This is a genomic window from Thalassobius sp. Cn5-15 (assembly GCF_022347685.1).
Classification (GTDB): Bacteria; Pseudomonadota; Alphaproteobacteria; order Rhodobacterales; family Rhodobacteraceae; genus Thalassobius.
The window spans coordinates 381,000-402,932 of sequence record NZ_JAKRGF010000002.1 but is presented as its reverse complement, the minus strand read 5'-3'; the positions used below and the strand labels follow the sequence as shown (position 1 = coordinate 402,932).

23 protein-coding genes and 1 tRNA gene are annotated in these 21,933 nt (G+C 59.4%); 12 read left to right on the top strand and 12 right to left on the bottom strand.

Annotation, left to right across the window (positions count from 1 at the left end; translation table 11 throughout):
* Nucleotides 1-173 precede the first annotated feature (173 nt).
* Together MHM86_RS07835 and ttcA are read right to left on the bottom strand one after the other, a co-directional pair.
* On the bottom strand, nucleotides 174-1,724 hold the full coding sequence (locus MHM86_RS07835; protein ID WP_239197660.1) for a bifunctional diguanylate cyclase/phosphodiesterase: 1,551 nt from the start codon (nucleotides 1,722-1,724) through the stop codon (nucleotides 174-176).
* 58 nt (nucleotides 1,725-1,782) lie between these two features.
* A complete protein-coding gene (gene ttcA / locus MHM86_RS07830; protein WP_239197658.1) occupies nucleotides 1,783-2,655 on the bottom strand; it encodes a tRNA 2-thiocytidine(32) synthetase TtcA in 873 nt (290 codons plus the stop codon).
* 134 nt (nucleotides 2,656-2,789) lie between these two features.
* On the opposite strand from ttcA, the gene MHM86_RS07825 reads away from it, so the two are divergent.
* Nucleotides 2,790-3,338: a DUF3833 domain-containing protein gene (locus MHM86_RS07825; protein ID WP_239197656.1), complete on the top strand. Its 549-nt coding sequence runs from the start codon at nucleotides 2,790-2,792 to the stop codon at nucleotides 3,336-3,338.
* Nucleotides 3,339-3,482: 144 nt separating this feature from the next.
* Nucleotides 3,483-4,187, top strand: a complete 705-nt coding sequence (locus MHM86_RS07820; RefSeq protein ID WP_239197654.1) for a hypothetical protein — start codon at nucleotides 3,483-3,485, stop codon at nucleotides 4,185-4,187.
* Between the two features lie 55 nt (nucleotides 4,188-4,242).
* On the opposite strand, the gene MHM86_RS07815 is transcribed toward MHM86_RS07820, so the two are convergent.
* The 4 genes from MHM86_RS07815 to rpmH form a co-directional block, all read right to left on the bottom strand.
* Nucleotides 4,243-4,458, bottom strand: a complete 216-nt coding sequence (locus tag MHM86_RS07815; RefSeq protein ID WP_239197652.1) for a hypothetical protein — start codon at nucleotides 4,456-4,458, stop codon at nucleotides 4,243-4,245.
* 742 nt (nucleotides 4,459-5,200) lie between these two features.
* The gene (gene yidD, locus MHM86_RS07810; protein WP_239197650.1) at nucleotides 5,201-5,467 is read right to left on the bottom strand and encodes a membrane protein insertion efficiency factor YidD; all 267 of its coding nucleotides are present in this window, start codon (nucleotides 5,465-5,467) and stop codon (nucleotides 5,201-5,203) included.
* Nucleotides 5,464-5,952: a ribonuclease P protein component gene (rnpA, locus tag MHM86_RS07805; RefSeq protein WP_370644093.1), complete on the bottom strand. Its 489-nt coding sequence runs from the start codon at nucleotides 5,950-5,952 to the stop codon at nucleotides 5,464-5,466. The genes yidD and rnpA overlap by 4 nt, the downstream gene beginning before the upstream one ends.
* Nucleotides 5,953-5,973: 21 nt before the next feature.
* The gene (gene rpmH, locus MHM86_RS07800; protein WP_005980833.1) at nucleotides 5,974-6,108 is read right to left on the bottom strand and encodes a 50S ribosomal protein L34; all 135 of its coding nucleotides are present in this window, start codon (nucleotides 6,106-6,108) and stop codon (nucleotides 5,974-5,976) included.
* Nucleotides 6,109-6,424: 316 nt separating this feature from the next.
* Between rpmH and MHM86_RS07795 the strand changes: the two genes are divergently transcribed.
* The 5 genes from MHM86_RS07795 to MHM86_RS07775 all read left to right on the top strand — a co-directional run bounded on the left by MHM86_RS07795 (nucleotide 6,425) and on the right by MHM86_RS07775 (nucleotide 11,447).
* On the top strand, nucleotides 6,425-7,186 hold the full coding sequence (locus MHM86_RS07795) for a TVP38/TMEM64 family protein (RefSeq protein ID WP_239197648.1): 762 nt from the start codon (nucleotides 6,425-6,427) through the stop codon (nucleotides 7,184-7,186).
* A gap of 2 nt (nucleotides 7,187-7,188) precedes the next feature.
* A complete protein-coding gene (locus tag MHM86_RS07790) occupies nucleotides 7,189-8,604 on the top strand; it encodes an NAD(P)/FAD-dependent oxidoreductase (RefSeq protein ID WP_239197646.1) in 1,416 nt (471 codons plus the stop codon).
* Nucleotides 8,605-8,657: 53 nt separating this feature from the next.
* The gene (locus tag MHM86_RS07785; RefSeq protein ID WP_239197644.1) at nucleotides 8,658-10,064 is read left to right on the top strand and encodes a HAMP domain-containing sensor histidine kinase; all 1,407 of its coding nucleotides are present in this window, start codon (nucleotides 8,658-8,660) and stop codon (nucleotides 10,062-10,064) included.
* Nucleotides 10,065-10,182: 118 nt separating this feature from the next.
* Nucleotides 10,183-10,259, top strand: a tRNA-Arg gene (locus MHM86_RS07780).
* Nucleotides 10,260-10,502: 243 nt separating this feature from the next.
* Entirely contained in the window at nucleotides 10,503-11,447 is a 945-nt protein-coding gene (locus tag MHM86_RS07775; RefSeq protein WP_239197642.1) for a DMT family transporter, read from the top strand.
* Nucleotides 11,448-11,451: 4 nt separating this feature from the next.
* On the opposite strand, the gene MHM86_RS07770 is transcribed toward MHM86_RS07775, so the two are convergent.
* Both MHM86_RS07770 and hemE read right to left on the bottom strand, forming a co-directional pair.
* On the bottom strand, nucleotides 11,452-11,970 hold the full coding sequence (locus tag MHM86_RS07770) for a GrpB family protein (protein WP_239197640.1): 519 nt from the start codon (nucleotides 11,968-11,970) through the stop codon (nucleotides 11,452-11,454).
* 109 nt (nucleotides 11,971-12,079) lie between these two features.
* Entirely contained in the window at nucleotides 12,080-13,126 is a 1,047-nt protein-coding gene (hemE, locus tag MHM86_RS07765; RefSeq protein WP_239197638.1) for a uroporphyrinogen decarboxylase, read from the bottom strand.
* Between the two features lie 141 nt (nucleotides 13,127-13,267).
* On the opposite strand from hemE, the gene hemC reads away from it, so the two are divergent.
* The gene (gene hemC, locus MHM86_RS07760; RefSeq protein WP_239197636.1) at nucleotides 13,268-14,227 is read left to right on the top strand and encodes a hydroxymethylbilane synthase; all 960 of its coding nucleotides are present in this window, start codon (nucleotides 13,268-13,270) and stop codon (nucleotides 14,225-14,227) included.
* Between the two features lie 66 nt (nucleotides 14,228-14,293).
* Here the strand turns inward: hemC and MHM86_RS07755 are convergent, their stop codons facing one another.
* The gene (locus tag MHM86_RS07755; RefSeq protein WP_239197634.1) at nucleotides 14,294-15,694 is read right to left on the bottom strand and encodes an FAD-binding oxidoreductase; all 1,401 of its coding nucleotides are present in this window, start codon (nucleotides 15,692-15,694) and stop codon (nucleotides 14,294-14,296) included.
* A 232-nt stretch (nucleotides 15,695-15,926) separates the two neighbouring features.
* On the opposite strand from MHM86_RS07755, the gene MHM86_RS07750 reads away from it, so the two are divergent.
* On the top strand, nucleotides 15,927-16,364 hold the full coding sequence (locus tag MHM86_RS07750) for a MarR family transcriptional regulator (protein ID WP_239197632.1): 438 nt from the start codon (nucleotides 15,927-15,929) through the stop codon (nucleotides 16,362-16,364).
* An 89-nt stretch (nucleotides 16,365-16,453) separates the two neighbouring features.
* Here MHM86_RS07750 and MHM86_RS07745 read toward each other — a convergent pair whose 3' ends face one another.
* The 3 genes from MHM86_RS07745 to ubiA are packed head-to-tail and all read right to left on the bottom strand — an operon-like array spanning nucleotide 16,454 to nucleotide 19,770.
* Complete coding sequence (locus MHM86_RS07745; protein ID WP_239197630.1) at nucleotides 16,454-16,774, bottom strand: hypothetical protein; 321 nt, start codon at nucleotides 16,772-16,774, stop codon at nucleotides 16,454-16,456.
* Between the two features lie 5 nt (nucleotides 16,775-16,779).
* Nucleotides 16,780-18,717 (bottom strand): OmpA family protein, encoded by a 1,938-nt coding sequence (locus MHM86_RS07740; protein ID WP_239197628.1) that lies wholly within the window; start codon nucleotides 18,715-18,717, stop codon nucleotides 16,780-16,782.
* 60 nt (nucleotides 18,718-18,777) lie between these two features.
* Nucleotides 18,778-19,770: a 4-hydroxybenzoate octaprenyltransferase gene (gene ubiA / locus MHM86_RS07735; protein ID WP_239197626.1), complete on the bottom strand. Its 993-nt coding sequence runs from the start codon at nucleotides 19,768-19,770 to the stop codon at nucleotides 18,778-18,780.
* Nucleotides 19,771-19,781: 11 nt separating this feature from the next.
* Between ubiA and MHM86_RS07730 the strand changes: the two genes are divergently transcribed.
* From MHM86_RS07730 to MHM86_RS07720, 3 genes are read left to right on the top strand one after another with little or no spacing between them, the layout of a single operon-like run.
* Nucleotides 19,782-20,510, top strand: a complete 729-nt coding sequence (locus tag MHM86_RS07730; RefSeq protein WP_239197624.1) for a 16S rRNA (uracil(1498)-N(3))-methyltransferase — start codon at nucleotides 19,782-19,784, stop codon at nucleotides 20,508-20,510.
* A 39-nt stretch (nucleotides 20,511-20,549) separates the two neighbouring features.
* On the top strand, nucleotides 20,550-21,404 hold the full coding sequence (locus MHM86_RS07725) for a GNAT family N-acetyltransferase (RefSeq protein WP_239197622.1): 855 nt from the start codon (nucleotides 20,550-20,552) through the stop codon (nucleotides 21,402-21,404).
* Nucleotides 21,405-21,406: 2 nt separating this feature from the next.
* Nucleotides 21,407-21,922: a hypothetical protein gene (locus tag MHM86_RS07720; RefSeq protein ID WP_239197620.1), complete on the top strand. Its 516-nt coding sequence runs from the start codon at nucleotides 21,407-21,409 to the stop codon at nucleotides 21,920-21,922.
* Nucleotides 21,923-21,933 lie beyond the last annotated feature (11 nt).

Sequence of the window (21,933 nt, the reverse complement as noted above, 5' to 3'; positions counted from 1 at the left end):
GTTCAACAGAGTGCGGCCCCAAAGGTCAAGGGCTTTCCCCCCGTTTGCGACGATAGGCGCTGTTTTGTTGGGGTTTTATACGCAACTGGCGTTGGGGGCCGGCGTGCAGGCCGCGTGCGGCCCGGGGAATCGTTTGGCCCGCACCTGAGTGCGCTCCCGCCATTCTGACCGTTTTATCTGGTGCGATTGCTCAGGGTGCGGCCAATCTCTGGCACCAATGGATCGCGCGATTGATACCTGCGCAGCCAGTCCAGCGTATCCTTGGCGGGCATAGGTCGGGCGATGCCAAACCCCTGCACATGGCGGCAGCCCATCTGTGCCAGCAATGTGTGTTCTTCGGCAGTTTCCACGCCCTCAGCCAGGCTGTCCACCCTCAGCTGTTCCGCCATCGACAGGATCGCTGCGACCAAACGCTGCTGGTCTTGATCCTTATCTATGCTGGTAACAAAGGAGCGGTCGATCTTGATCCGTTTGACATCAAAACGGCTGAGCGCGGTGATCGAGGCGTTGCCAGTGCCGAAATCATCTAAGTCAATGCCGCAGCCCAGTGTCGCGAGTTTGGCGATATTCTGCACCACCACATCATCGGGGGAGGCGGCGACAACGCTTTCCAGAATTTCCACATTCAGACGGCTGGGGGCAAGGTCGAAACGATCCAGCGTCCAGTTGATTTTGTCCACCAGTTTAGGATTGCGCAGTTCCGCGTCAGAGAAGTTGACGCCAACCTGCGGCACCACGACCCCCGACTGATCCCAGGACGCCAGCGCCATCAGGCTATGGGTCAGGACCACATCGCCCAGCCGTTCGCACAGTCCATGCTGTTCGATCAGTGGCAAGAATTCCGACGGGGGGACAATCTGATCGCTGTGTTTCCAACGCGCCAGTGCCTCGACCCCCGTAATCTCCCCCGTTTCGGTGGAGATCTGGGGCTGGAACCACGGATGAATCGCTCCGCTTTCCAAGGCGCGGACCAGATCGTGCAGCCGGTCGGTACGCGCACGCCGCCGTCCTTCCATCCCCGGGGCATAGGCGCGGATCGCAGCAGGAGCATTGTGCAGCGCATCATCCAGCGCGGCCTGCGCGGCCTCCAACATGGCTGGGCCAAACGGATGCGCCATCTGCCGCTCCAGTGCAAAACCGACCGAACAGGTCATATGCAGCGCCGTGCCATCCAGCGGCACAGGGCGCGCCACCGTGTCCTGTAGCCGTCGCGCCAGTTGCAGCGCGTTTTCCAGGTCCAGCGTTGCCACCGGCGCCAGCACCACCGCATATTTGCCGCCGCCCTGATTGAACAGCCGATCATCAGGTCGCAGCACCCGCTGCAACTGACCGGCAATGTGGGTTTCTACCTGATCGGCCGCCGAAAACCCATGCTGGGTGTTCATTTTGTCAAAGGAATCGATCGCCACCAGAAACAAGGCAGAGCGTAGATTTCGCATGTCGCACTGCAGTAGGAACTGATCCAGCGTCGCCTCCAATCCCAGTGGTGCAGGCATCACCGCCTTCGTCGCCATGCCACCGTTCATTGCAATTAAAGCTGGCAGCCCCAGTGCCACTGCCAGCAGCCATCCCTCACCGCCCAGCCAGAGGGCTGCCAGCATCAGCGCTGGCAGAAAGGCCAGTGCCTGCGGACCTGACATCACTGCATTGAACGCACGGCGCAGGGACCGAACGGGCAGACCCCGGGCCGGAAAGACAGAAGTGACAGCGGAAAACAGGCGCATACTCGTGACCTTTTGTTGTCGGACAGGACAACTTGGTCACGAAATGCTCAAAGGAGGATTAACGCAACTTGGGTATTTCATCCGCGATCTGATCAATTTTATCTTTCCCCAGTGCGAGGCCCATAAAATCGAACAGTTTCGGATCCAGCATATGCGACGGGCGCACATTGGTCAGTGCACGGAACATCACCTGACGGCGGCCGGGGCTGTTCTTTTCCCATTGATCAAGGATCTGTTTTACCTGCTGACGCTGCAATCCGTCTTGTGATCCGCACAGATCACAGGGAATGATCGGATAGTTCATCGACACGGCAAACTTTTCGCAATCCGCTTCGGCCACATGAGCAAGGGGACGGTAGACAAACAAATCGCCCTCTTCATTTACCAGCTTCGGCGGCATGGTCGCCAGACGGCCGCCGTGGAACAGGTTCATGAAAAAGGTTTCCAGAATGTCATCGCGGTGATGACCCAGCACCACCGCCGAGCAGCCCTCTTCGCGTGCGATCCGGTAAAGGTTCCCGCGGCGAAGACGTGAACACAGTGCGCAATAGGTGCGGCCCTGCGGAACCTTGTCCATCACGACAGAATAGGTGTCCTGATACTCAATTCTGTGCTCAACGCCCATCCGCTCCAGAAACTCTGGCAGGACGGTGGCCGGAAACCCCGGTTGTCCCTGATCCAGATTGCAGGCCAGCAGATCCACAGGCAGCAGACCGCGCCATTTCAGCTCGTGCAGGACGGCCAGCAGGGTGTAGCTGTCTTTGCCGCCTGACAGACATACCAGCCAGCGGGTGCCGCGTTCGATCATGCCATATTGCTCAATCGCCTCGCGCGTCTGACGCACGATTCGTTTGCGCAGCTTCTTGAACTCGGTCGTCGAAGGCGCGCCGGCAAAGAGCGGGTGGATATCGTCCAGATCATCATCAAGCATGCGCCGCCGCCTAAACGCTGAGGGCCGCTTTGCCAAGTAAAATCTTGCGCAGGATCACCGCGTGCAGGCCAAGGTTATATGTGGTTTCATCCAAACAGGACGGTGCTGCGTATACCTCAGTAAAGGAGGTTCTCGTGCGTGCATTTATCATCCTGATTCTCAGCCTCAGTGCCCTGATCACCCTCACCGCCTGCGGCAAGCCCAGCCTTGAGGATCCCAAGCTCAGCGACAAGCAATTGAACTTGGAGGAATACTTTGATGGTCGCACCATCGCCTACGGTCAGTTCAATGATCGTTTCGGCACCGTGCGGCGGCGGTTTGAGGTGGTGATTGATGGCACATGGGACGGCGAAACCCTGACCTTGGTCGAAGACTTCGCCTATGCCGACGGCAGTACAGAGCAACGCATCTGGCGCCTGCGCAAAACCGGTCCCGCTGGCGCGGATCAGACGTGGGAAGGCACGGCACAGGGCGTGCAGGGCATCGCCGTGGGGGAGGAGCGTGGGGATACCTTCAACTGGCGCTACCAGATCGACCTACCCGTGCCGGGCGGTGACACGCTGCGTGTCGATTTTGACGACTGGATGTGGCTGTTGGAGGATGGGCGTCTGCTCAACCGCGCGTATATGTCCCGTTTTGGCGTGGAACTGGGTGAAGTTCTGATCTTCTTTGAGAAACAGTAAGCGTAACGCTCTGTTTTGCTTGCGAAACAAGGAATTTTGCACCCGTTTTGGATTGATGAATTGACGATTTTCTCGGTGATCGGATAACAGTTTCAAGACTTGCTGTGCGGCTATTTGCACGGATAGGTGTTTGAAAGGATTGAAATGGAAACCGGTTTCTTCAAATGGATTTGGCGCTTTAACGGTGTTGTTATTGCCTGTGCTTCACTCATCTTTCTGATCACGACAGTCTTTAGTGCCGTGGTGACATATAACTCTTGGATGAGTGGTGAAAGCGTGTTTGCGGTCAGGCACAATGACGAAGAAAAGCTGCCCAAGGTGCGGGATGAAAAGAGCTTTCGTTATGGCACAGCGTTTGTAGCGGGCGATGCTTATGTTGTTCCGCTCGTAGCGAGGCGCCGCAGCCTTATCTTGGGGGCGGGCAGCTATGCTTTGCCGGATCAGGTGAATTACTTGCATGTTGCAGCTGACGGGCAAAGTACATGGTTGTTTGATGGTGTGGATCAACTGGCGCTGAACAAGACTGAACTAAAGCGCCCTTTGGGGGATCAGAATGCGCCGATTGTGGCTTACACGCTGGAGGTGGTGCGACGTGACACCAATGGCGATCAGCGCTTGTCAGATCGTGATCGCAAAGGCCTGTGCTTGCTAGATGCAGCGTTTTCTGTCTGCACGCCTATTCTAACGGATCACGACAGCTACCAGCTGGTGGGTGAAACGGAAGAGGCGCTGACCATCGCCGCCACCCGTGATAAGGCGGTGACGCTGTTCACCCTGTCGCTTGCGGATCAAACCATCCTTCGCGAACAGGCTTTACCTGCGGTGGAGACGGCTTTGCCCCCGAACTGACAGTTGGGGGAGGGGCGCGTGCAGGGAGGCTTGCCTCCCTGCACGCGCCCCCGCCTTACCGACCCCGCCGTGGGGGTGCGGTTTGGGTGGGCAGGCCCAGATCGCGACGCATGTGGTCTGTCATCCGTGCTGCCGCACGCTTGCGGGTCCGCTGACGGCTTTGCGCATGGATCAGTGCGCGCAGGACGCTGATCAGGCCGTGTTTGGTGATCAGCTCTTCTAGAATCAGGCTGGGGTTCAGCCCATTAGGAGTGGTTTCGGTACGTGTCATATGTTGATGCGGTCCACTTGGACCGGTCCTTCAGTGTTGAGGGTAGGTGGGCCGACATCGGGATGCGGTGCGACTAAGATGGTGCAGATGCACCAAGGGGCAGTGGTCACAGATCAGCAGGCGATGTCGGAAAGGATGGGGCCATCATGGCGCCCGTTGGCGAAGGATCGGAATGCTTAGCGCAGTGCGCAAGCCCCGCCGCGTCGTGCCGCGGGGTATCCCGCCAGGCCGCGTCCCGCGCCAGATTGGACCTCAGCCAGCTGAGAGCGATATGCAATGATATACATGGTCACCCTCCTTGCCTCTGGTTGTGGACCTGTGGAGGGCATACACGATTTGGGCGGGATCGCAAAATACGCTGTGCAGTGTTTGCCCGGTCCGGCGCATGGCTGTGTTTTTCGGATCACGTTCGCCACGGCCAATGGGGGGCACGCCTGCTAAGAAGCCAAGATGAAATCACACGATTAATGGTTCCAACTGTGGCGCGAGGGGGTGACTGCGTGAATGCCAGAGGGTGCACAGCGCGATGCGGCGCCGGAATATGAACATATCTATACCCCGCCTTGGGTACGGCAGAAAACGAACCTGGTACAGTTGCAGTGCAGCAGCGCGACTGTGCGGCAGGGCGCTGGGCATTGCGGCACATCCGTTGATGATCACATTTGGTATTGGCCGGGGCACATCTGTGTCACTGCAAAACGGTGCGAGGGTTTCGTGCCCTCGGCAGGGGCATGATGGCGGTTCAGCGGGGCTGATCGTCGCCTGTTTCGCAGCCGCCTTTGCCTGTCGGCTCTGGCACTGGATCATAGCCAGAACTGCCAAGTGGGTGACACCGACCGATGCGGCGGAGCGCCAGCCAGCTGCCTTTGAAAGCACCGTGTTTTTCCAACGCTTCCAGCGCGTAGGCAGAGCAGGTGGGTTGGTAGCGACAGTTGGAGCCAAGCCAGGGGCTGATTACCAGACGATAGAAATGCACTGGTAGGGCAGCGATATGGGCAAGCGGGCTCATGACGTCTGAGGTTTCCATTTGTGCGGTCGATTGTGAGGACGTTTCGCCTTGTCCCCCTCACCCCGCGGCGGGGGCGGTTGGTGCAGACGTTTCAGTGCATATATAAGGTCACCCTGCAGCTGATCAAAGGGGCGCTGGGCGGTTGCCTCGGCGCGGCCGATCAGAACGTAGTCATAGTCAGGCAGGCCATGCTCCGGCAGGACCAGACGCGCGACCTCACGCATCCGGCGTTTCGCACGGTTGCGGGCCACGGCATTGCCAACCTTTTTGGAACAGGTAAATCCGACACGTACGCCGGTTGCAGCTTCCTCCGGCTGGCGTTTGCGGGCCTGCACCATCATACCGCCCGTGCCTTGCCGGCGCGCTTTGGCGGCACGCAGGAAATCGCTGCGGTTCTTCAGAACCGTCAGACAAACAGAAACCGCCGGAGGGGTCTTCCCCATGTCGGCACTGTCGCCTGTCATGGGGGCCTCCGGCGGTGTCATCTGTCCGATAAGTGGCTAAGCTTATGCGCTCAGCGACTTGCGGCCACGTGCGCGACGTGCATTCAGAATCTTGCGGCCTGCTTTGGTGGCCATGCGCGCACGGAAACCGTGGCGGCGTTTACGAACCAGGTTCGAGGGCTGGTAGGTGCGTTTCATCGCTCCGACTCCATCTTGTCTAGAGGGCCAGACAAGCGGAATCGCTACGGCCCGATATATAATCCGAGGCCCGTCCTTAGGGGGGATTTCGGCAATAGTCAAATGCCCAAATCCGGTTTTGCAACAAAAATGCTGCAATTTCGGACGGTGGACGGTGTTTGTGTAACAAACCCCGCCTTTACCCGCGTTTTCTGCACCGGATCGTAACCAGATATCAACCCACCGTGAGGATGCTGCGCACAGACTGTCAAAAATGGCCCGTAATCTGCATCTTAGGCCTGAATGAGTTGAGCAAAACCAACGTGGACCCTGCACTATGACACATGATTCCCAACCCCCGAACAGCGATTCCAGAGGTAAGGACGCGCCCAAGTCCGGCCTTGCGCGTTACCTGCCGCTGGCGGTGATCGGCGTGGCCGCCGTGCTTGGGGCGGTGTTCCTTAAGGATGTGTTCAGCTTTCAGGCGCTGGCAGAGAATCGTCAGGCCCTGATCGCATTTCGCGACGCCAATTACCTGATCAGCGTGCTGCTGTTCATTGCGGTCTATGTGGCGATCGTCGGTTTTTCGCTACCGGGTGCTACCATCGCGACGCTGACCGGCGGTTTTCTCTTTGGCACCTTTCCCGGTGCTCTGTTCAACATCACCGCCGCCACCGTCGGTGCGGCAGCCATCTTTATGGCAGCGCGCTGGGGGCTGGGTGAACGGCTTGCGGCCAAAATGGACGCGGGTGAGGGTGCGGTAAAGAAGATCAAGGAAGGCATTGATGAAAACCAATGGTCGATGCTGTTCCTGATCCGTCTGGTGCCGGCGGTGCCGTTTTTCGTCGCGAACCTTGTGCCCGCCCTTGTGGGGGTGCCGCTCAGCCGGTTCATCATCTCGACCTTCCTTGGCATCATTCCGGGCGGTGTTGTCTACACCTCTGTTGGGGCTGGTCTGGGGGAGGTGTTTGCCCGCGGCGAAACACCCAACCTTGGCATTATCTTTGAACCGGCCATTCTGTTGCCGATCCTGGGGCTCTGCGCACTGGCGGCGCTGCCCATCGTTATTAAGGCCGTGCGCGGCCAGAAAGGGCTGTAACCATGGCTGACATTAAAACCGATCTTCTGGTCATTGGTGCAGGCTCTGGCGGGTTGTCCGTTGCGGCAGGGGCGTCGCAGATGGGTGCCGACGTGACCCTGCTGGAAGGCCACAAAATGGGCGGTGACTGCCTGAACTTTGGCTGCGTTCCCTCCAAGGCATTGCTGGCCGCCGGTCATGCGGCTCACGCGATGAGCGCGGGGGCTGCGATGGGGATCACGCCGGTTGCGGCTGAGGTCGACTATTCCGCCGCCAAGGATCATGTCATGGGGGTGATCAATCAGATCGCACCGGTGGACAGTCAGGAACGGTTTGAAAGCTTCGGCGTGCGGGTGATCCGCGAATACGGTCGTTTCATCGCGCCGCGCACGGTGCAGGCGGGTGAACACACGATTACCGCACGCCGGATTGTGATTTCGACGGGTTCGTCGCCGCTGGTGCCGCCAATCAAGGGGCTGTCAGATGTGCCGTTTTACACAAATGAAACCCTGTTTGATCTGCGTGAGAAGCCGGAGCACCTGATCATCATCGGGGGTGGCCCTATCGGTCTTGAAATGGCGCAGGCGCATGTGCGTCTGGGCTGCAAGGTGACGGTCATCGAAGGGGCGCGGGCGCTGGGCAAAGATGATCCGGAACTGGCGACCATCGCGCTGGACAATCTGCGCGCTGAGGGGATCGAGATCCTTGAAGACGCGCCGGCCGAGGCAATCACCGGAACCGCAGGCGCGATCACCGTGCAGACCCCGAAAGGCGCAGTAGAGGGCACCCATCTGCTGGTCGCGGTGGGGCGCAAGGCCAATATCGACAGTTTGGATCTGGACAAGGCAGGCATCGCCTACACGCCCAAGGGCGTCACCGTGGACGCCAGCATGCGTACCACGGACAAGAAAGTTTTTGCCATCGGCGACGTGGCCGGTGGGCTGCAGTTCACCCATGTCGCGGGCTATCATGCGGGGCTGATCATCCGTCAGGCGCTGTTTGGCCTGCCCGCGAAAGAAGTGACCGCGCATATCCCATGGGCCACCTACACCGATCCTGAAATGGCGCAGGTGGGCCTGACCGAAGAACAAGCGCGCCAGATCCATGGCGATGCGCTGGAAGTGGCGCGGTTTGAATATTCCCACAACGACCGCGCCATCGCGATCCGTCAGACCAGGGGCCTGATTAAGGTGATGGTGGTTAAAGGGCGTCCTGTCGGGGCTTCTATCGTTGGGCATCAGGCGGGCGAATTGATCGCCACATGGTCTTTGGCGATCGCGAATAAGATCAAGATGTCGGGGGTCAGCGCAATGGTCGCACCCTATCCAACCATCGCAGAGCTTAACAAGCGCGCCGCGGGTGCCTATTTCTCGCCTAAACTGTTTGATAACCTACGGGTGAAAAAGGTGGTGCGGCTGGTGCAACGCTTCCTGCCATGATCTCGTGACCCCCTGAGCCCCATATTTTAAAGGGGCGCAGTATTGGAGACCCTATGTTGAACACCCTTTCTGGCCGTTTCCTGATCTTGACCATCATCTTTGTGATGCTGGCTGAGGTTATGATTTTCGTGCCTTCCATCGCGCGGTTTCGCGAAGACTATCTGCTATCGCGACTGGAGCGGGCGCAGATCGCGTCTCTGGCGTTGTTGGCTGATGACATGATCTCCCCCGATCTGGAGGAGGAACTGCTGCGCAACGCAGAGGTGTTCAACGTGGTGCTGCGCCGCGATGAAGCGCGGCAGCTGATACTGGCCGCGCCGATGCCACAGGCAATCTCGGCCAGTTTCGACCTGCGCGATGCTGGCGCGGCGGAATTGATCCGCGATGCAGTTGCACGGCTGATCGATCCCGATCCCAAGGTGATCCGTGTGATCGGCAACCCGGTGCGTGAGGCCGGGCTGTTGATCGAGATAACCATGGAAACCAGCGGGTTACGTGCGGCGATGGTGGATTATGGTTTCAGGGTTCTGATACTGTCGGCGGTGATTTCTGTGGTGACGGCGCTGCTCTTGTTTCTTGCGGTGCGGGCGTTTCTGGTGAAACCGATCAAAGGCGTGGTTCATCATATGAAGGTTTATGCCCGCGATCCCGAAGATACACGCCGCATCATCACGCCCGAATCCAGTCTGCTCGAATTGCGTCAGGCCGAAGAGGCGTTGGAAACCATGCAGACCGAACTGACCAGCGCGCTGAAACAGAAAGAGCGTTTGGCCCAGCTGGGAGGGGCGGTGGCCAAGATCAGCCACGACCTGCGCAACATGCTGACCTCTGCGCAGCTGTTCACTGACCGGATTGAAATGTCGCAGGACCCCGGCGTGAAACGGATGGCGCCGAAACTGGTGAACTCGATCACCCGCGCGGTGCATTTGTGTGAGGCCACGCTGGCCTTCGGCAAAGCGGAAGAACCAGCGCCGCGATTGGAACGGGTCGAGCTGGCCAATTTGGTCAGCGATGTGATCGATGGCGAACGGCTGTCGGCGGGGGGGCATGATGTCAGCTTCTCCGAGGATATTCCGGCGACGCTGCAGATCCGTGCCGATGGCGAACAGATTTTCCGTGTTTTGTCGAACCTGATTCGCAACGCACGTATTGCGCTGGTGCAATCGGGGCAGGGCGGGGAAATTTGCGTCGCGGCCAAAGAGTGTGACGATCATTGGGTGATCCTGGTCAGTGACACCGGCCCCGGTCTGCCGCCCAAAGCGCAGGAAAATCTGTTCCGTCCCTTCCAAGGTGGGGTCAGCAAAGGCGGCACAGGTTTGGGGCTGGCGATTTCGCAGGAGTTGATCCGTGGACATGGCGGCCAATTGCGCCTGAAACAGACCAATGAGTCGGGAACTGTGTTTGAAATCTTCTTGCCACGTGGTGATTCAGAATTGGATTTGGTGCCGTCAGACAATTGAGTGATTTTTGTAAGTGATTGAAAGATAAATATTTTCAAAGAAAATTTAGAAGAATTTCATTTTTCTGTCTTTTTCCGCTTGCAGCTACCAGCGCCAAAGCCTAAACACCGCCACAGACGGACCGATAGCTCAGCTGGATAGAGTACTTGACTACGAATCAAGGGGTCGGGGGTTCGAATCCTCCTCGGTCCGCCATAAAAAGCCCGCCTTAAACGGCGGGTTTTTTTGCGTCTGTAAGGTGGGTTCGTTCCGCATAAGCGCGCCCTTATATCTGTCCGTGTACGGCGGATGTCTGCTTTGTCACACTGTTGAAACAGAATTAACGTTAACCCTTGCGCATGGACGGTGATTCCGTGTCTGGTGGCGCAAACATGCTGGCGCATTTATCCTGACATGGGGCTGCTGTCGGACGTTACACCCTCGAACAGGATCCATCCGATGAACCTTTCCGGCGCACTCTATGCTCTGGTCGCTTTTGGCCTTTTTTCGACACATGATGTGGTGATCAAATATCTGGGCAGTGCCTATGCGCCGGCGCAGGTGCTGTTCTTTGCGACGCTGTTTTCTTTCCCTTTGGTCAGCTTGATGCTGATGCGGGACAAGACAGCGGGCACGCTGTTGCCAGTCTATCCCGGTTGGAACCTGATCCGCACCGTGGCGGCGACCGCGAATGCGCTGTGTGTGTTCCACGCCTTCACCACACTGCCCTTGGCGCAGGTCTATGCGATCCTGTTTTCCATGCCGTTGCTGATCACGTTGTTGGCGATTCCGATGCTGGGGGAGAAGGTGGGGGTGCACCGTGGGGCGGCGATCATTGTCGGGCTTTGCGGGGTGATCATGGTGCTGCGTCCCGGATCGTCGGATCTGGGGCTGGGCCATGCGGCGGCGCTGTCGTCGGCCTGTCTGGGGTCGCTGGTCTTTGTCATTTCCCGCAAGGTCGGGCAGGAGGAGCGTCCGGTGGTGATGATGCTGTATCCGTTGGCGGCAAACTTTGTGGTGATGGGCGTGCTGATGATTTTTGACTATCGCCCCGTAGCGCTGCCTGATCTGGCGGGGATGGGGGCGATTGCGCTGTTGGGCTTTACGGCGGGATTGCTGTTGGTGTTTGCCTACCGCGCGTCAGAGGCGGCGGTGGTTGCGCCGATGCAGTATTCGCAGATCCTGTGGGCGACGGTTTTCGGGCTGGTATTTTTTGATGAGCATCTGGACCGCGCGACCGTGTTGGGCGCGGGGGTGATCATCGTCTCTGGCCTGTATATCCTGTTCCGTGAGGCGCGGGGTGGGCATTCGGAAAATACGCCGGTGCTGCGCAACCGGTCGCGGGTGCCAGCGGCGATGTCGATGTGGATCGGCGCGGTGTTGCGGCGGGGGCCAAAAGCCTGAGGCATTAGCGGCGCGCCTGATACCAGCGCAGAGCGTCCTGTTCGACCCGTTTGATAAAGGGATCCTTGCCCTCCACATAGCGTTCCCAGTCGGTGTCGGCAGCAGTCAGTTGCGCCTTTAGTGCAGAGTATTCTGTTGCCACATCATCGTGGGCACGCAGGTAGTCGCGAAAGGCGAGGTGGCGGGTGATGTCCGGTGCCCCTGTGGCAAAGACATGTAGGTGATGACTGCGCTGGCCGTTCGCATCAAACTTGCGGTAATAGCGGCGCCCGTCGATGCCAAAGGCGCCCATCACCTCATAGCCCAGTGCCTGCATTGCGTCGTCATGGCGGTCTATTTGCGCCAGCTCCGGTACTACGCCCATCAGGTCGATGATTGGCTTGGCCAGAATGCCGGGGATCGCAGTGCTGCCGATATGATATAGGGTCAGCGCCACATCAGGCAGGGCGGCATGCAGCGCCGCGGCCTCTGTTGCGAAGGCCTCGGCCCATGCGGGATCGTGCGGGGTAACGTGATGAACCATAGGGCGTGTGTGCCGCGTTGGCTGCAGGGATGCAAGAGGTCAAACGGCAAAGGAAAACCCCCGTGCACGGCCTGGCGAACGGGGGTTTTATTCATTGGCGGTTGGATGATCAGCCGTTGCGCACGGTGTCGATCATCAGCTGGACGTTTTCAGGATCCGCATCCGGTGTGATCCCGTGGCCCAGGTTAAAGATATGCGGCCCCTTGCCCAGTGCCTGCACAATGCGACGGGTGTCGTCGATCAGGTCCTGACCGCCTGTCACCATGTGGCGCGAGGCCAGATTGCCCTGCACACAGCCATCGACCTGCACATGGTCTGCGACCCATTCGGCACTGACCGAATTGTCAACGGCCACACAATCGGCGCCAGTTGCTTTGGCAAAGCCGATGTAGCCATCGCCTGCCTCACGCGGGAAGGCGATGACGGGGATGCCGGGGTGGCGTTTTTTGATCTCGGCAATGATGCGTTTGGCGGGTTCCAGCGCATATTTCTGGAAATCTGCGCCTTTCAGTGAACCGGCCCAGCTGTCAAACAGTTTCACCACTTCGGCGCCCGCTTCGATCTGTTTGGACAGATATTCAATCGTGCCGTCGGTCAGCAAGTCCAAGAGGCCTTCGAACACCGCGCGGTTTTCGTCCTTCAGCGCGTGGGCCGGACCCTGATCCTTGGTGCCGCGACCGGCGATCATATAGGTGGCGACGGTCCAGGGCGCACCGGCGAAACCGATCAGCGTCGTCTCAGACGGCAGTTCACGGCTTAGGATCGACACGGTGTCATAGATGGGGTTCAGAACCTCGTGAATGTCATCCTTGCCCTTCAGCGCGGCCAGTTGACCGGCAGTGGTGGTGGTCGACAGGCGCGGGCCTTCGCCAGTGACGAACCACAGGTCCGCCCCCAGCGCTTGCGGCAGCAGCAAGATGTCTGCAAATAAGATCGCCGCATCGAAACCATAGCGGCGGATTGGTTGTAGCGTCACCTCTGCGGCCAGTTCGCTGTTATAGCACAGCGACAGGAAATCACCCGCCTGCGCACGGGTGGCGCGATATTCGGGCAGGTAGCGGCCCGCCTGGCGCATCATCCAAATTGGGGGCGTGGGCAGCGTGTCACCTGCGAGGGCGCGCAGGATTTTCTTTTGCTGTTTTTGTGGCTCGGACATCGGGTTTCCTTTCGCTTGTGGGGTTCGTCCCCTTCTGGGCCGCTGATGTCAAGGGGTGCATCCTCTGCGGGATCAATCGCCGCAGGCGTGGGGCTTTCGCGCCCCTTGCCTGTTTCCCAGTCGCCGATTAGAGCTAGGCGCATGACACTGACTTTGCCCACCCCCGCTTCGCCCCTGAAAATTGGCACCCGTGGATCGCCGCTGGCGCTGGCGCAGGCCTATGAGACGCGTGAACGTCTGATGGCGGCTTTTGACCTGCCGGAGGCGGCGTTTGAGGTGGTGGTGATCAAGACCACCGGTGACGATATGTCGCTGATCAAGACAGATACGCCGCTAAAAACGCTGGGTGGCAAGGGGTTGTTCACGAAAGAGATCGAGCAATCCATGCTGGACGGCGGTATCGATATCGCGGTGCATTCCACGAAGGACATGCCGGTGGAGCAGCCCGCCGGCCTGCTTCTGGATACCTTTCTGCCGCGTGAGGATGTGCGCGATGCCTTTGTATCGCTGAAGTATGAGAGCCTGCAGGACCTGCCCGAAGGGGCGGTTGTTGGGTCGTCGTCGCTGCGCCGTCGGGCGCAGCTGCTCAACAAGTTCCCGCATCTGAAAGTGGTGGAGTTTCGCGGTAACGTGCAAACCCGCCTGAAGAAACTGGAAGAGGGCGTGGCGGAGGCGACATTTCTGGCCAAGGCGGGCCTCAACCGTTTGGGCATGGCGGACACTGCGCGCTCGGCCATTGCGCCTGAGGATATGCTGCCCGCGATTGCCCAAGGCACCATCGGGATTGAGCGGCGCGAAAATGACGATCGCGCGGGTGAAATGCTGGCGGCGCTGCATGACGGCGAAACCGGTCAGCGGCTGGCGGCGGAACGGGCGTTTCTGGCCGCTCTTGACGGGTCGTGTGAAACCCCTGTTGCGGGGCTGGCAACGCTGGAGCGCGGCCAGTTGCGCCTACGTGGTGAGGTGCTGCGCCCTGATGGGTCAGAGGTGATCCGAGATGACCGCACCTGTGCGGTGTCGGACGGTGCGGAACTGGGCCGCGCGATGGCGAAGGACATGCTGGCACAGGCGGGGCCTGATTTCTTTAGCTGGCGCGGCTGACCCGACGTAGGTTTAGAATTGAAAAGCCCCGAAGGTGTTCTTCAGGGCTTTGTCGTTCTGGGGCATTCAGGGCAACAGTTTGCCGGGATTTAGGATGCTCTTGGGGTCTAGGGCGGCCTTGATCGCCTTCATCGTGGCGATGGCCTGCGGGTCTTTGCGCCGCCGCATAGAGGGCAGTTTGGACAGGCCGATGCCGTGTTCGGCAGAAAACGACCCGCCGAAGGACAGCGCCACATCCTCCATCAACTCCATGATCTGATCGCGTAGCTCTGCATTGTCGCTGGAAGGCCAGACGGTGTAATGCACATTGCCGTCGCCTAGGTGGGCAACAATAATTTCTTGCGCCTCTGGATCGCAGTCGGGCAGGCGGGTGGCCATGGTGTCCAGAAACGGCGCGACCTTATCGAGTGGCACGGCGATATCGTTTGAAATGAAGGGTTTGCGCGACATCGCGACTTCTGCCGCCGCTTCCCGGCGCGCCCACATCTCGGTGCGTTGAGCTTCGTTCTGGGCGACCACAGCGTCCAGTAGCAGCCCGTCCTCAAACATGACTGCCAGCGTGTCTTCCAGATGGGCGGCGATGGCGGGGCGGCCGTCTGCGCCGGGGGTGCAATCACGGGGGGCAGTGGCGGCAACCTCGACCAGGATGTTGATGTTTTGCGGTGCCTCGAACGGTTCGCGCGCCTGCGGATCGATTTGTTTGTGCACCTCGATATGGCTACGCGGCATATACTCAAACGCCTCTACCGCGCCGCCCGTGGCCTCTTGCAACTGGTTGAGCAGATGCAGCGCCCCGTCCAGCGACTGTGGCGCGACCATCGCGGTGGCGTAGGCGCGCGGTTTGGGATGCAGTTTCAGTACCGCAGCGGTGATGATGCCCAACGTGCCTTCGGCCCCGATCAGCAAGTGGCGCAGATCATAGCCCGAATTGTTCTTGTGCAGCTCGCTCATCAGGTTGACCACCTCACCGGTGGGCAGCACCGCCTCAATCCCCAGAACCAGATCGCGGGTGTTGCCATAGCGCAGTACGTTCGAGCCGCCGGCATTTGTCGACAGGCATCCACCGATCATAGCCGACCCGCGCGCCCCAAAGGTGAGGGGGAATATCATATCCACATCCTCTGTCGCGTCATGGAGCGTGGACAGGATCACCCCTGCCTCCACCACCGCGACGCGGGCATCGGGCCGCAGATCGCGAATGCGGTTTAACCGGTCCAGCGACAACAATACGGCACCGTTTGCAAAGGTGCCGCCAGACAGACCAGTGTTGCCCGACACAGGCACCAGCGCGGTGCCCGTGCCATTGGCCCAGCGGACCACCGCGGCGACCTCTGTCGTTGAAGCGGGGCGCACGACGGCAAGTGGTTCGAAACCATACGCCCCCGTCCAGTCATGGCGCCAGCCTGCCAGATCGTCGCCGTGCAGCACATATTTGCCACCTACGATTTCTTCTAGTTGATCTATCATCAAAACTTCCATTCTGGATTGTGGTCAAGGTGCCACGCTTCAGCCCCAATAGGACGCACATAGCCTGTATGTTTTGTCATAGCTCAAAGATCGGGGCATTGTTTCATCTATAACGGCCCCAGCTAAACCCCCCCGAGTAGCTGATCCAAGTGCCTTTATTATTTTTACCACTCTGAAAGATAGGTTCATTGCCATGTATGAATGTAATCCTCCTTTAACTACCGAGCGATCTTTGCCTATTGCCCTTCTGCGGGCGCGTGAAAAAGTATTGGGGCCGGTGCGTCAGATGCTGTCCAAAGTCGGGCTGACAGAGCAGCAGTGGCGTGTGTTGCGGGTATTGGAGGAATGCGGCGTTCTGGATCCGACAGAGATTTCCGAACGTGCCTGTTTGTTGCTGCCATCGCTGACGCGGATCCTGCACACGCTGGAAGGCAAAGCGCTGATTTACCGGGAGCCGCACCCTCATGACGGGCGTAAACAGCAGATTACGCTGACCAATGCCGGTCGCATGGTGGTTGATGCGAACATGGCCGAAGCAATGCTGCTGTGCCAACAGCTGAAGGCTGGTCTGGGAGAAGCGCGGTTGGAGTTGCTACTGGATCTGTTGAATGATTTGCAGGAGGCATCGCTGGAGGAACCGCGCGCTAAGGAAACGGCCCAAACCAGTTAGCTGGCGATGTCGCTGCAGCACAAAACGCGCGCCGGCTGGCGCGCGTTTTTGTTTGCTGTCTTAGCTGTGTTTTATTGGCGCGGGTGGGCTTAGACGCTGCGTTCCAGATGGGCGCGCAGCTCTTCGGCTTCATGGCGGGCTTCGCGCAGGCCATCCATGGTGGCGGCCAGTTCTGCCTCTGTCTGGCTCAGCTGAGTGGTCAGCTCTGCTTCGCGCTGTTGCAAATAGGTGATCGCCTGATCGCGGGTTTCCTCTGCTTCGTGCAGTTCCTGCGCCATACGGTCCAATTCACCCATGTCCGATTTTGAAATCTGGGTGAAGCGGTGGATCAGCCAATAGGCAAACCACCCCATGCAGAAGGCCACGAATAGAATAATCGCAGTGGCCATGATGAATTGCGTGCGCTCCATAAGGATTAGTTTCCTTCGTTCGTCTGTTCGGCCTCTGGCGTGGCCTTATCTGTGTTTTGCGCTGCCGCCTCTGCGCCTTCGGATGCCATCGCGTCGAGGGCGTTTTCATCCTCGGCGCTGGTGTCGGTGGCGGCAGGACGGATCAGCTTGAATTCAATGCGGCGGTTGGCCTCGCGGCCGTCCTCTGTGCCGTTGTCGGCAATCGGTTGGCTTTCGCCATAGCCGACCGCACGGTAGGCAGAGGTCAGCAGGCGGCGTTCGCGCAGGCCAGACAGAACGGCTGCGGCACGCGCCTGACTGAGAGCCTGGTTCATGCTTTCGCGGCCCTGACTGTCGGTGTGGCCACCGATTTCAAACTTCAGGTCTTCGCTGCAGGCTTTCAGGACTGCGGCGATGTCATCCAGTACGCCTTGGGCCGAGGCATCGGGTGTGTCTGAACCAGGTTCAAAATTGATTTTACGTACCTTTAGGATGTCGTTGACCTGCGTTTCGCATTCCTCGGGGGTTGGCAGGGATGCGATTGGATCCAGTTTTTCCAGATAGGTGACGTCGATGTCAAAACGCTGCGTTTCATTTAGGCGTTCGGCCAGAAAGCCCGCGATCTGGGCCGAAGCATCGGGGCGGCCAGTGTTGCCCTGTACGCGGATCACATCGGGTGTGACGCTGACAAAGCCGTTTGACAGCAGTGATAGCGCTTCAAGGCTGGTCAGCACGCGCAACGACCAGCTTTTGGGCAGGGCCTTATCCAGACGGGCGGCGGTGTGAACGTTTGCATTGCCGAAACGGGCCACTGCGTAGCTTTCGGCTGCGGTGCGGCTCAACTCATCATTAATACGGCCGCGCAGTTGCACCTGACCTTCGGGCGACAGGGTGGCGGTAAACTCCAGCGCATCGCCGTCGTCATTTTTGGCGGTCGGTTTGGGCAAATCAGAATGCAGAGAGAAGACCGCCGGCAGGGTGTTTTCCAATTCGCCCACCACGCGGTCAAACTGCGCCTGATCGGTGCCCAGTTCCGCAACCAGCGAGATGTCGGCGTCGTTGAAGGTGACGGAACCCGCGCCAAGGAACGCCAGCGCCTTGATCGACTGCTCCGCCGCCTCTGCCCAGCGGGGTGAGGGCACGCCGAGGCCGACGGTACAATTCATCTGTTCGTTATCAAGGCCCGCCTCTTTGGCAGCGGCCACAATACGCTGCGCACTGGCGTCGCTATCTGCGGAGCAGGCGTCAAAGCGGGCGGCGCCGTCATCAATGACGAGACGTAGGGTGAAGGGGGTCAGCACAGGACGCGGGGCGGACAGGTCCAGAACCAGTTCCATATCTGCCTTGCGGGACAGTTCGGTTTCCAGGCGGCGCAGCTCTTCGGCGGTTTTGGTCATCGCGGTGATCGCGACCCGATCTGCCTCGATTGAGATTTTGGAGCGCGGCAGCGTTTTCAATGCTCCTAGCGCATAGTCGACAGAGCGCTGCCAGCCTTCGGGGATATCGTAGTCTGCGGTTTGCAGCAGGTCCGACACAGTGCCGCCATCGGCGATCTTGCGCACAGCTTCCAGCAGGGCGTCGCGGTCGCTATCGGTGGGAATAAGGCCAATCAGCGACAACCCGTCGTCATTGCGCAGGATCTCAATAGAGAAGCGCGGCGGTGCCAGATCGGCAGTGCTGGCCACATCCATCTGGTCAATGACCCGTGCGGCATCGACCAGATGCCCGGCGGTGGTCACAGCCTTGAACCGGTCTGCTTCGGAGGGCGCGGTGCCAGTCAGGTAGACCTGAAGGCCGTTGGCATGGACCTCTGCCCATGTCAGGTCTGCAGCGTCCAGACCATTGCGCACCGCCAGTTCCGAGGTGTCTTCGATCACATTGGCAATGCTGCCCGCGGCCGTCAGGCTGAGGGCACCCGCAACCCCGAAGGTTGCCGCGATGATAAGGTACGAGGACAGTCGCATGTCGTCCGGTCTTTATTTATTGGTCCAGCGATGTTTAGGGCCCTTAGGCCCTTAGCGCAATCACATCAGCAGCGCGGTGGCGAAAAACAGCAAGGGCAGCAGGCCGGTGTTGCGATTGGAGCGGAAGAGGCGCAGGCAAACACCCGTGTCTTCGGTATCAAGGCGCAGCATTTGCCAGACCATATGCGCGCCAAACGCCCATGGCCCAAGGAGGGCGATCAGAAGGGCAAAGGGGGACGCCGCGCTGGTTCCAGTCATCGCCAGCCCCACCGCCAGCGCCATTAACAGGACGGCAAGTGTGAGGAAGCGTTTCAACCATTTCGGGGTTTCTTCGGCAAAGAGTCGGGCTGTGGATTTAACCCCGATCAGCGCATCGTCCTCTTTGTCTTGATGCGCGTAGATGGTGTCATAGAACAGCGTCCATGCAATGCCCGACAAGTAGAGGACCACCGCCGCCCAGTGCAGGCTGCCGGTGTGCGCGACCCATGCCAGAAGGGCGCCCCAGTTGAACGCCACCCCAAGGAAAACCTGCGGCCACCATGTAAACCGTTTGGCGAAGGGGTAGATCGCTACAGGCACGATGGCGACAATACCTGCGATGATTGCTGCGGTGTTCAGCGTCAGCAGAAACCCGAGTGATATCAGGCATTGTAGCGCCATCCACACCAGCGCCTGTTTCACCGTGACCTGCCCTGATGGGATCGGACGGGATTTGGTGCGTTCGACTGCGCCGTCAAATTTGCGATCTGTGATGTCGTTCCATGTGCAGCCCGCGCCGCGCATCAAAAACGCACCCACGGCACAGCCGGTGGCGATCCATAGATCGTGCAGGCTGGCCTGCCCGTCATGCAGCATCGCCATCGCCAGCCCCCACCAACAGGGGATCAATAGCAGCCATGTGCCGATGGGACGATCCGCACGACTGAGGCGCAGGTAGGGGCGCGACCATGCGGGTGCCAGGTGATCGACCCAGTTGCCTGTGACGGCGTCAGCGACTGTGCCGCTATCTGGTTCAGGGCCATTCTGGGCTGGCGTATGGGGCTGGTCAGACATAGAAAGGCCTCATGAGCATTAAGATCCGCCTTTATGTAGAGCATCCTTTGGGGCAGGGGCAATCGGTTCCCTTGGGCCGTGATCAGGCGCATTACCTTTTTGGCGTGATGCGCCAGAAGGTGGGCGCGGAACTGGCGCTGTTTAACGGTGTGGACGGCGAATGGCGCGCCCGCGTCGATCAGGCTGGGAAACGCGGGGGGGCGTTGACCTGTGTGGAGCAGATACGGCCCTTGCAGATGCCGCCCGATCTGTGGCTTCTGTTTGCTCCGATCAAAAAGGCACGCACCGATTTTATCGTCGAAAAAGCGGCGGAAATGGGCGCGGCGCGGATCCTGCCAGTTCAGACCGAATACACCAATTCCGAGCGCATCCGTCAGGACCGGCTGCAGGCCCATGCGGTCGAAGCGGCCGAGCAATGCGGCGGCACCTATGTGCCGGAGGTCTGTGATTTGCAGCGCCTTGACCGTCTGCTGGCCGACTGGCCGCAGGATCGTCAGTTGGTCTTTTGTGATGAAGCAGAGGTGGGCGCAGGCAAGGCACTGTCAGAGGCCGCACGTGACAAGGGCGAGAAATGGGCAATTCTGATCGGGCCGGAGGGCGGGTTTTCGAATACGGAGCGCAAACGCCTGCACGCGCTGCCCTTTGCCCATGTGATCAGTCTGGGGCCACGCATTTTGCGCGCTGATACCGCAGCGGTTGCGGCTTTGACGATCTGGCAGCAACACTTGGGCGATTGGTGACTGATTCCCTTTTGAAATTCTGCTCGTGAGGATGCCGTAATGATCCGCCCCGCCACTGATGCTGATCGCCCCGCGCTGGAGGTGTTTCTGGCGCGTCACGCAAATAGCTCAATGTTCCTGCGCTCAAACCTTGAGGAAGTGGGGATCGGCAACGCCGACCATCCGCATGGTACGCTCTATCTGTTGCAGATGGCGGGGGAAAGGGTCCGGGGTGTTTTTGGTCTGACGAACGAAGGCTTTGGCCTCTGTCAGGCGCCGGAGGCTGACGCAGGCGTATGGGCGGATTTTGCTGATGCCGTACGCGGGCGTATGGTCAAGGGAATCACTGGCCCTGATGAACAGGTGGGCCATGCCATTGCCGCGCTGGGCCTGTCAAAGGCGGCATTTACTGTAGATGCGGTGGAACCGCTCTACCGTCTTGACCTCGCAGATCTGATCCTGCCCGATGGTCCGTGTGATATCCGTGCACCGCAGACGCTGGATGTGGAAACACTGACTTTTTGGTATTTGGGCTATGGGCGTGACACTGGTAGTATGGCCGGCCCTGATGCAACCACCCGCGCGATTGAACGGGCGGTGAATGCCATTCAGGGTGACGTGACACGCGTGTTGATCGTTGGCGGCAGGCCGGTTGCGATGACGGCCTTTAATGCGCAGTTTCAGGATATGGTGCAGATTGGCGGAGTCTATACGCCTGACGGTCAGCGCGGGCAGGGCTATGCGCGCCGTGTTGTCGCCGCTCATCTGGCTGAGGCGCGGGCAAAAGGCACGAAAACTGCACTCCTCTTTTCCAACAACGATGCGGCGTCACGTGCCTATGAGGCCATTGGTTTTCAGCGCGTCGGCAGCTACCGTGTCGCAGTATTGCATGTGACCGTCGAGATAGGAGCGTGAACATGAGTTTTATGCGTCCCGAAGCCGCCGCTGGCCTGCGCCGTTGGCGTGAGGTGTTGATTGCGACGCTGATGACGGCTCTGGGGGCGCATTGGTTTTTGACGTCTTTCGGACTGTTTCGCGCCCTTGGCGCCCTGATCGTGATCCTTGGCGGTGTCTGGGTCGTTCTTGCCCTGCGCCGTGCGCGGTTTGATCGCGGTGGCGGTGGGGCTGGTGTGGTGACGCTGGATGAAGGGCGGCTGGGCTATTTTGGCCCGGAGACTGGCGGTGCACTGGCGGTGGAGGGTCTGGTATCGATCCGCATGCTGGTGGACGGCTCAGGGCGCAAACGCTGGTATCTTCTGGCTCAAGACACCACACCACTTGACATTCCTGTGAACGCAGAGGGCGCGGATCAGTTGTTTGACGTGTTCTCGAACCTGCCGGGCCTTGATATGAAGGTTGTTCAGGCCGCTCTTGACGAACCCTTAAGCGAAGAGATCCTGCTGTGGCATGTCGACATGCGAAAGTTGCATTGACAATTGCCGGT

Excerpts from the sequence above, each read along its gene's own strand:
- MHM86_RS07770 (WP_239197640.1), bottom strand. The coding sequence starts at position 11,970 with ATGGTTCATCACGTTACCCCGCACGATCCCGCATGGGCCGAGGCCTTC.
- hemE (WP_239197638.1), bottom strand. The coding sequence starts at position 13,126 with ATGTCCGAGCCACAAAAACAGCAAAAGAAAATCCTGCGCGCCCTCGCA.
- ttcA (WP_239197658.1), bottom strand. The coding sequence starts at position 2,655 with ATGCTTGATGATGATCTGGACGATATCCACCCGCTCTTTGCCGGCGCG.
- yidD (WP_239197650.1), bottom strand. The coding sequence starts at position 5,467 with ATGAGCCCGCTTGCCCATATCGCTGCCCTACCAGTGCATTTCTATCGT.
- MHM86_RS07815 (WP_239197652.1), bottom strand. The coding sequence starts at position 4,458 with ATGACACGTACCGAAACCACTCCTAATGGGCTGAACCCCAGCCTGATT.
- rnpA (WP_370644093.1), bottom strand. The coding sequence starts at position 5,952 with ATGACACCGCCGGAGGCCCCCATGACAGGCGACAGTGCCGACATGGGG.
- MHM86_RS07790 (WP_239197646.1), top strand. The coding sequence starts at position 7,189 with ATGGCTGACATTAAAACCGATCTTCTGGTCATTGGTGCAGGCTCTGGC.
- MHM86_RS07795 (WP_239197648.1), top strand. The coding sequence starts at position 6,425 with ATGACACATGATTCCCAACCCCCGAACAGCGATTCCAGAGGTAAGGAC.
- MHM86_RS07820 (WP_239197654.1), top strand. The coding sequence starts at position 3,483 with ATGGAAACCGGTTTCTTCAAATGGATTTGGCGCTTTAACGGTGTTGTT.
- hemC (WP_239197636.1), top strand. The coding sequence starts at position 13,268 with ATGACACTGACTTTGCCCACCCCCGCTTCGCCCCTGAAAATTGGCACC.
- MHM86_RS07725 (WP_239197622.1), top strand. The coding sequence starts at position 20,550 with ATGATCCGCCCCGCCACTGATGCTGATCGCCCCGCGCTGGAGGTGTTT.
- MHM86_RS07740 (WP_239197628.1), bottom strand. The coding sequence starts at position 18,717 with ATGCGACTGTCCTCGTACCTTATCATCGCGGCAACCTTCGGGGTTGCG.
- MHM86_RS07720 (WP_239197620.1), top strand. The coding sequence starts at position 21,407 with ATGAGTTTTATGCGTCCCGAAGCCGCCGCTGGCCTGCGCCGTTGGCGT.
- MHM86_RS07775 (WP_239197642.1), top strand. The coding sequence starts at position 10,503 with ATGAACCTTTCCGGCGCACTCTATGCTCTGGTCGCTTTTGGCCTTTTT.
- MHM86_RS07745 (WP_239197630.1), bottom strand. The coding sequence starts at position 16,774 with ATGGAGCGCACGCAATTCATCATGGCCACTGCGATTATTCTATTCGTG.
- ubiA (WP_239197626.1), bottom strand. The coding sequence starts at position 19,770 with ATGTCTGACCAGCCCCATACGCCAGCCCAGAATGGCCCTGAACCAGAT.
- MHM86_RS07755 (WP_239197634.1), bottom strand. The coding sequence starts at position 15,694 with ATGATAGATCAACTAGAAGAAATCGTAGGTGGCAAATATGTGCTGCAC.
- rpmH (WP_005980833.1), bottom strand. The coding sequence starts at position 6,108 with ATGAAACGCACCTACCAGCCCTCGAACCTGGTTCGTAAACGCCGCCAC.
- MHM86_RS07785 (WP_239197644.1), top strand. The coding sequence starts at position 8,658 with ATGTTGAACACCCTTTCTGGCCGTTTCCTGATCTTGACCATCATCTTT.
- MHM86_RS07730 (WP_239197624.1), top strand. The coding sequence starts at position 19,782 with ATGAGCATTAAGATCCGCCTTTATGTAGAGCATCCTTTGGGGCAGGGG.
- MHM86_RS07835 (WP_239197660.1), bottom strand. The coding sequence starts at position 1,724 with ATGCGCCTGTTTTCCGCTGTCACTTCTGTCTTTCCGGCCCGGGGTCTG.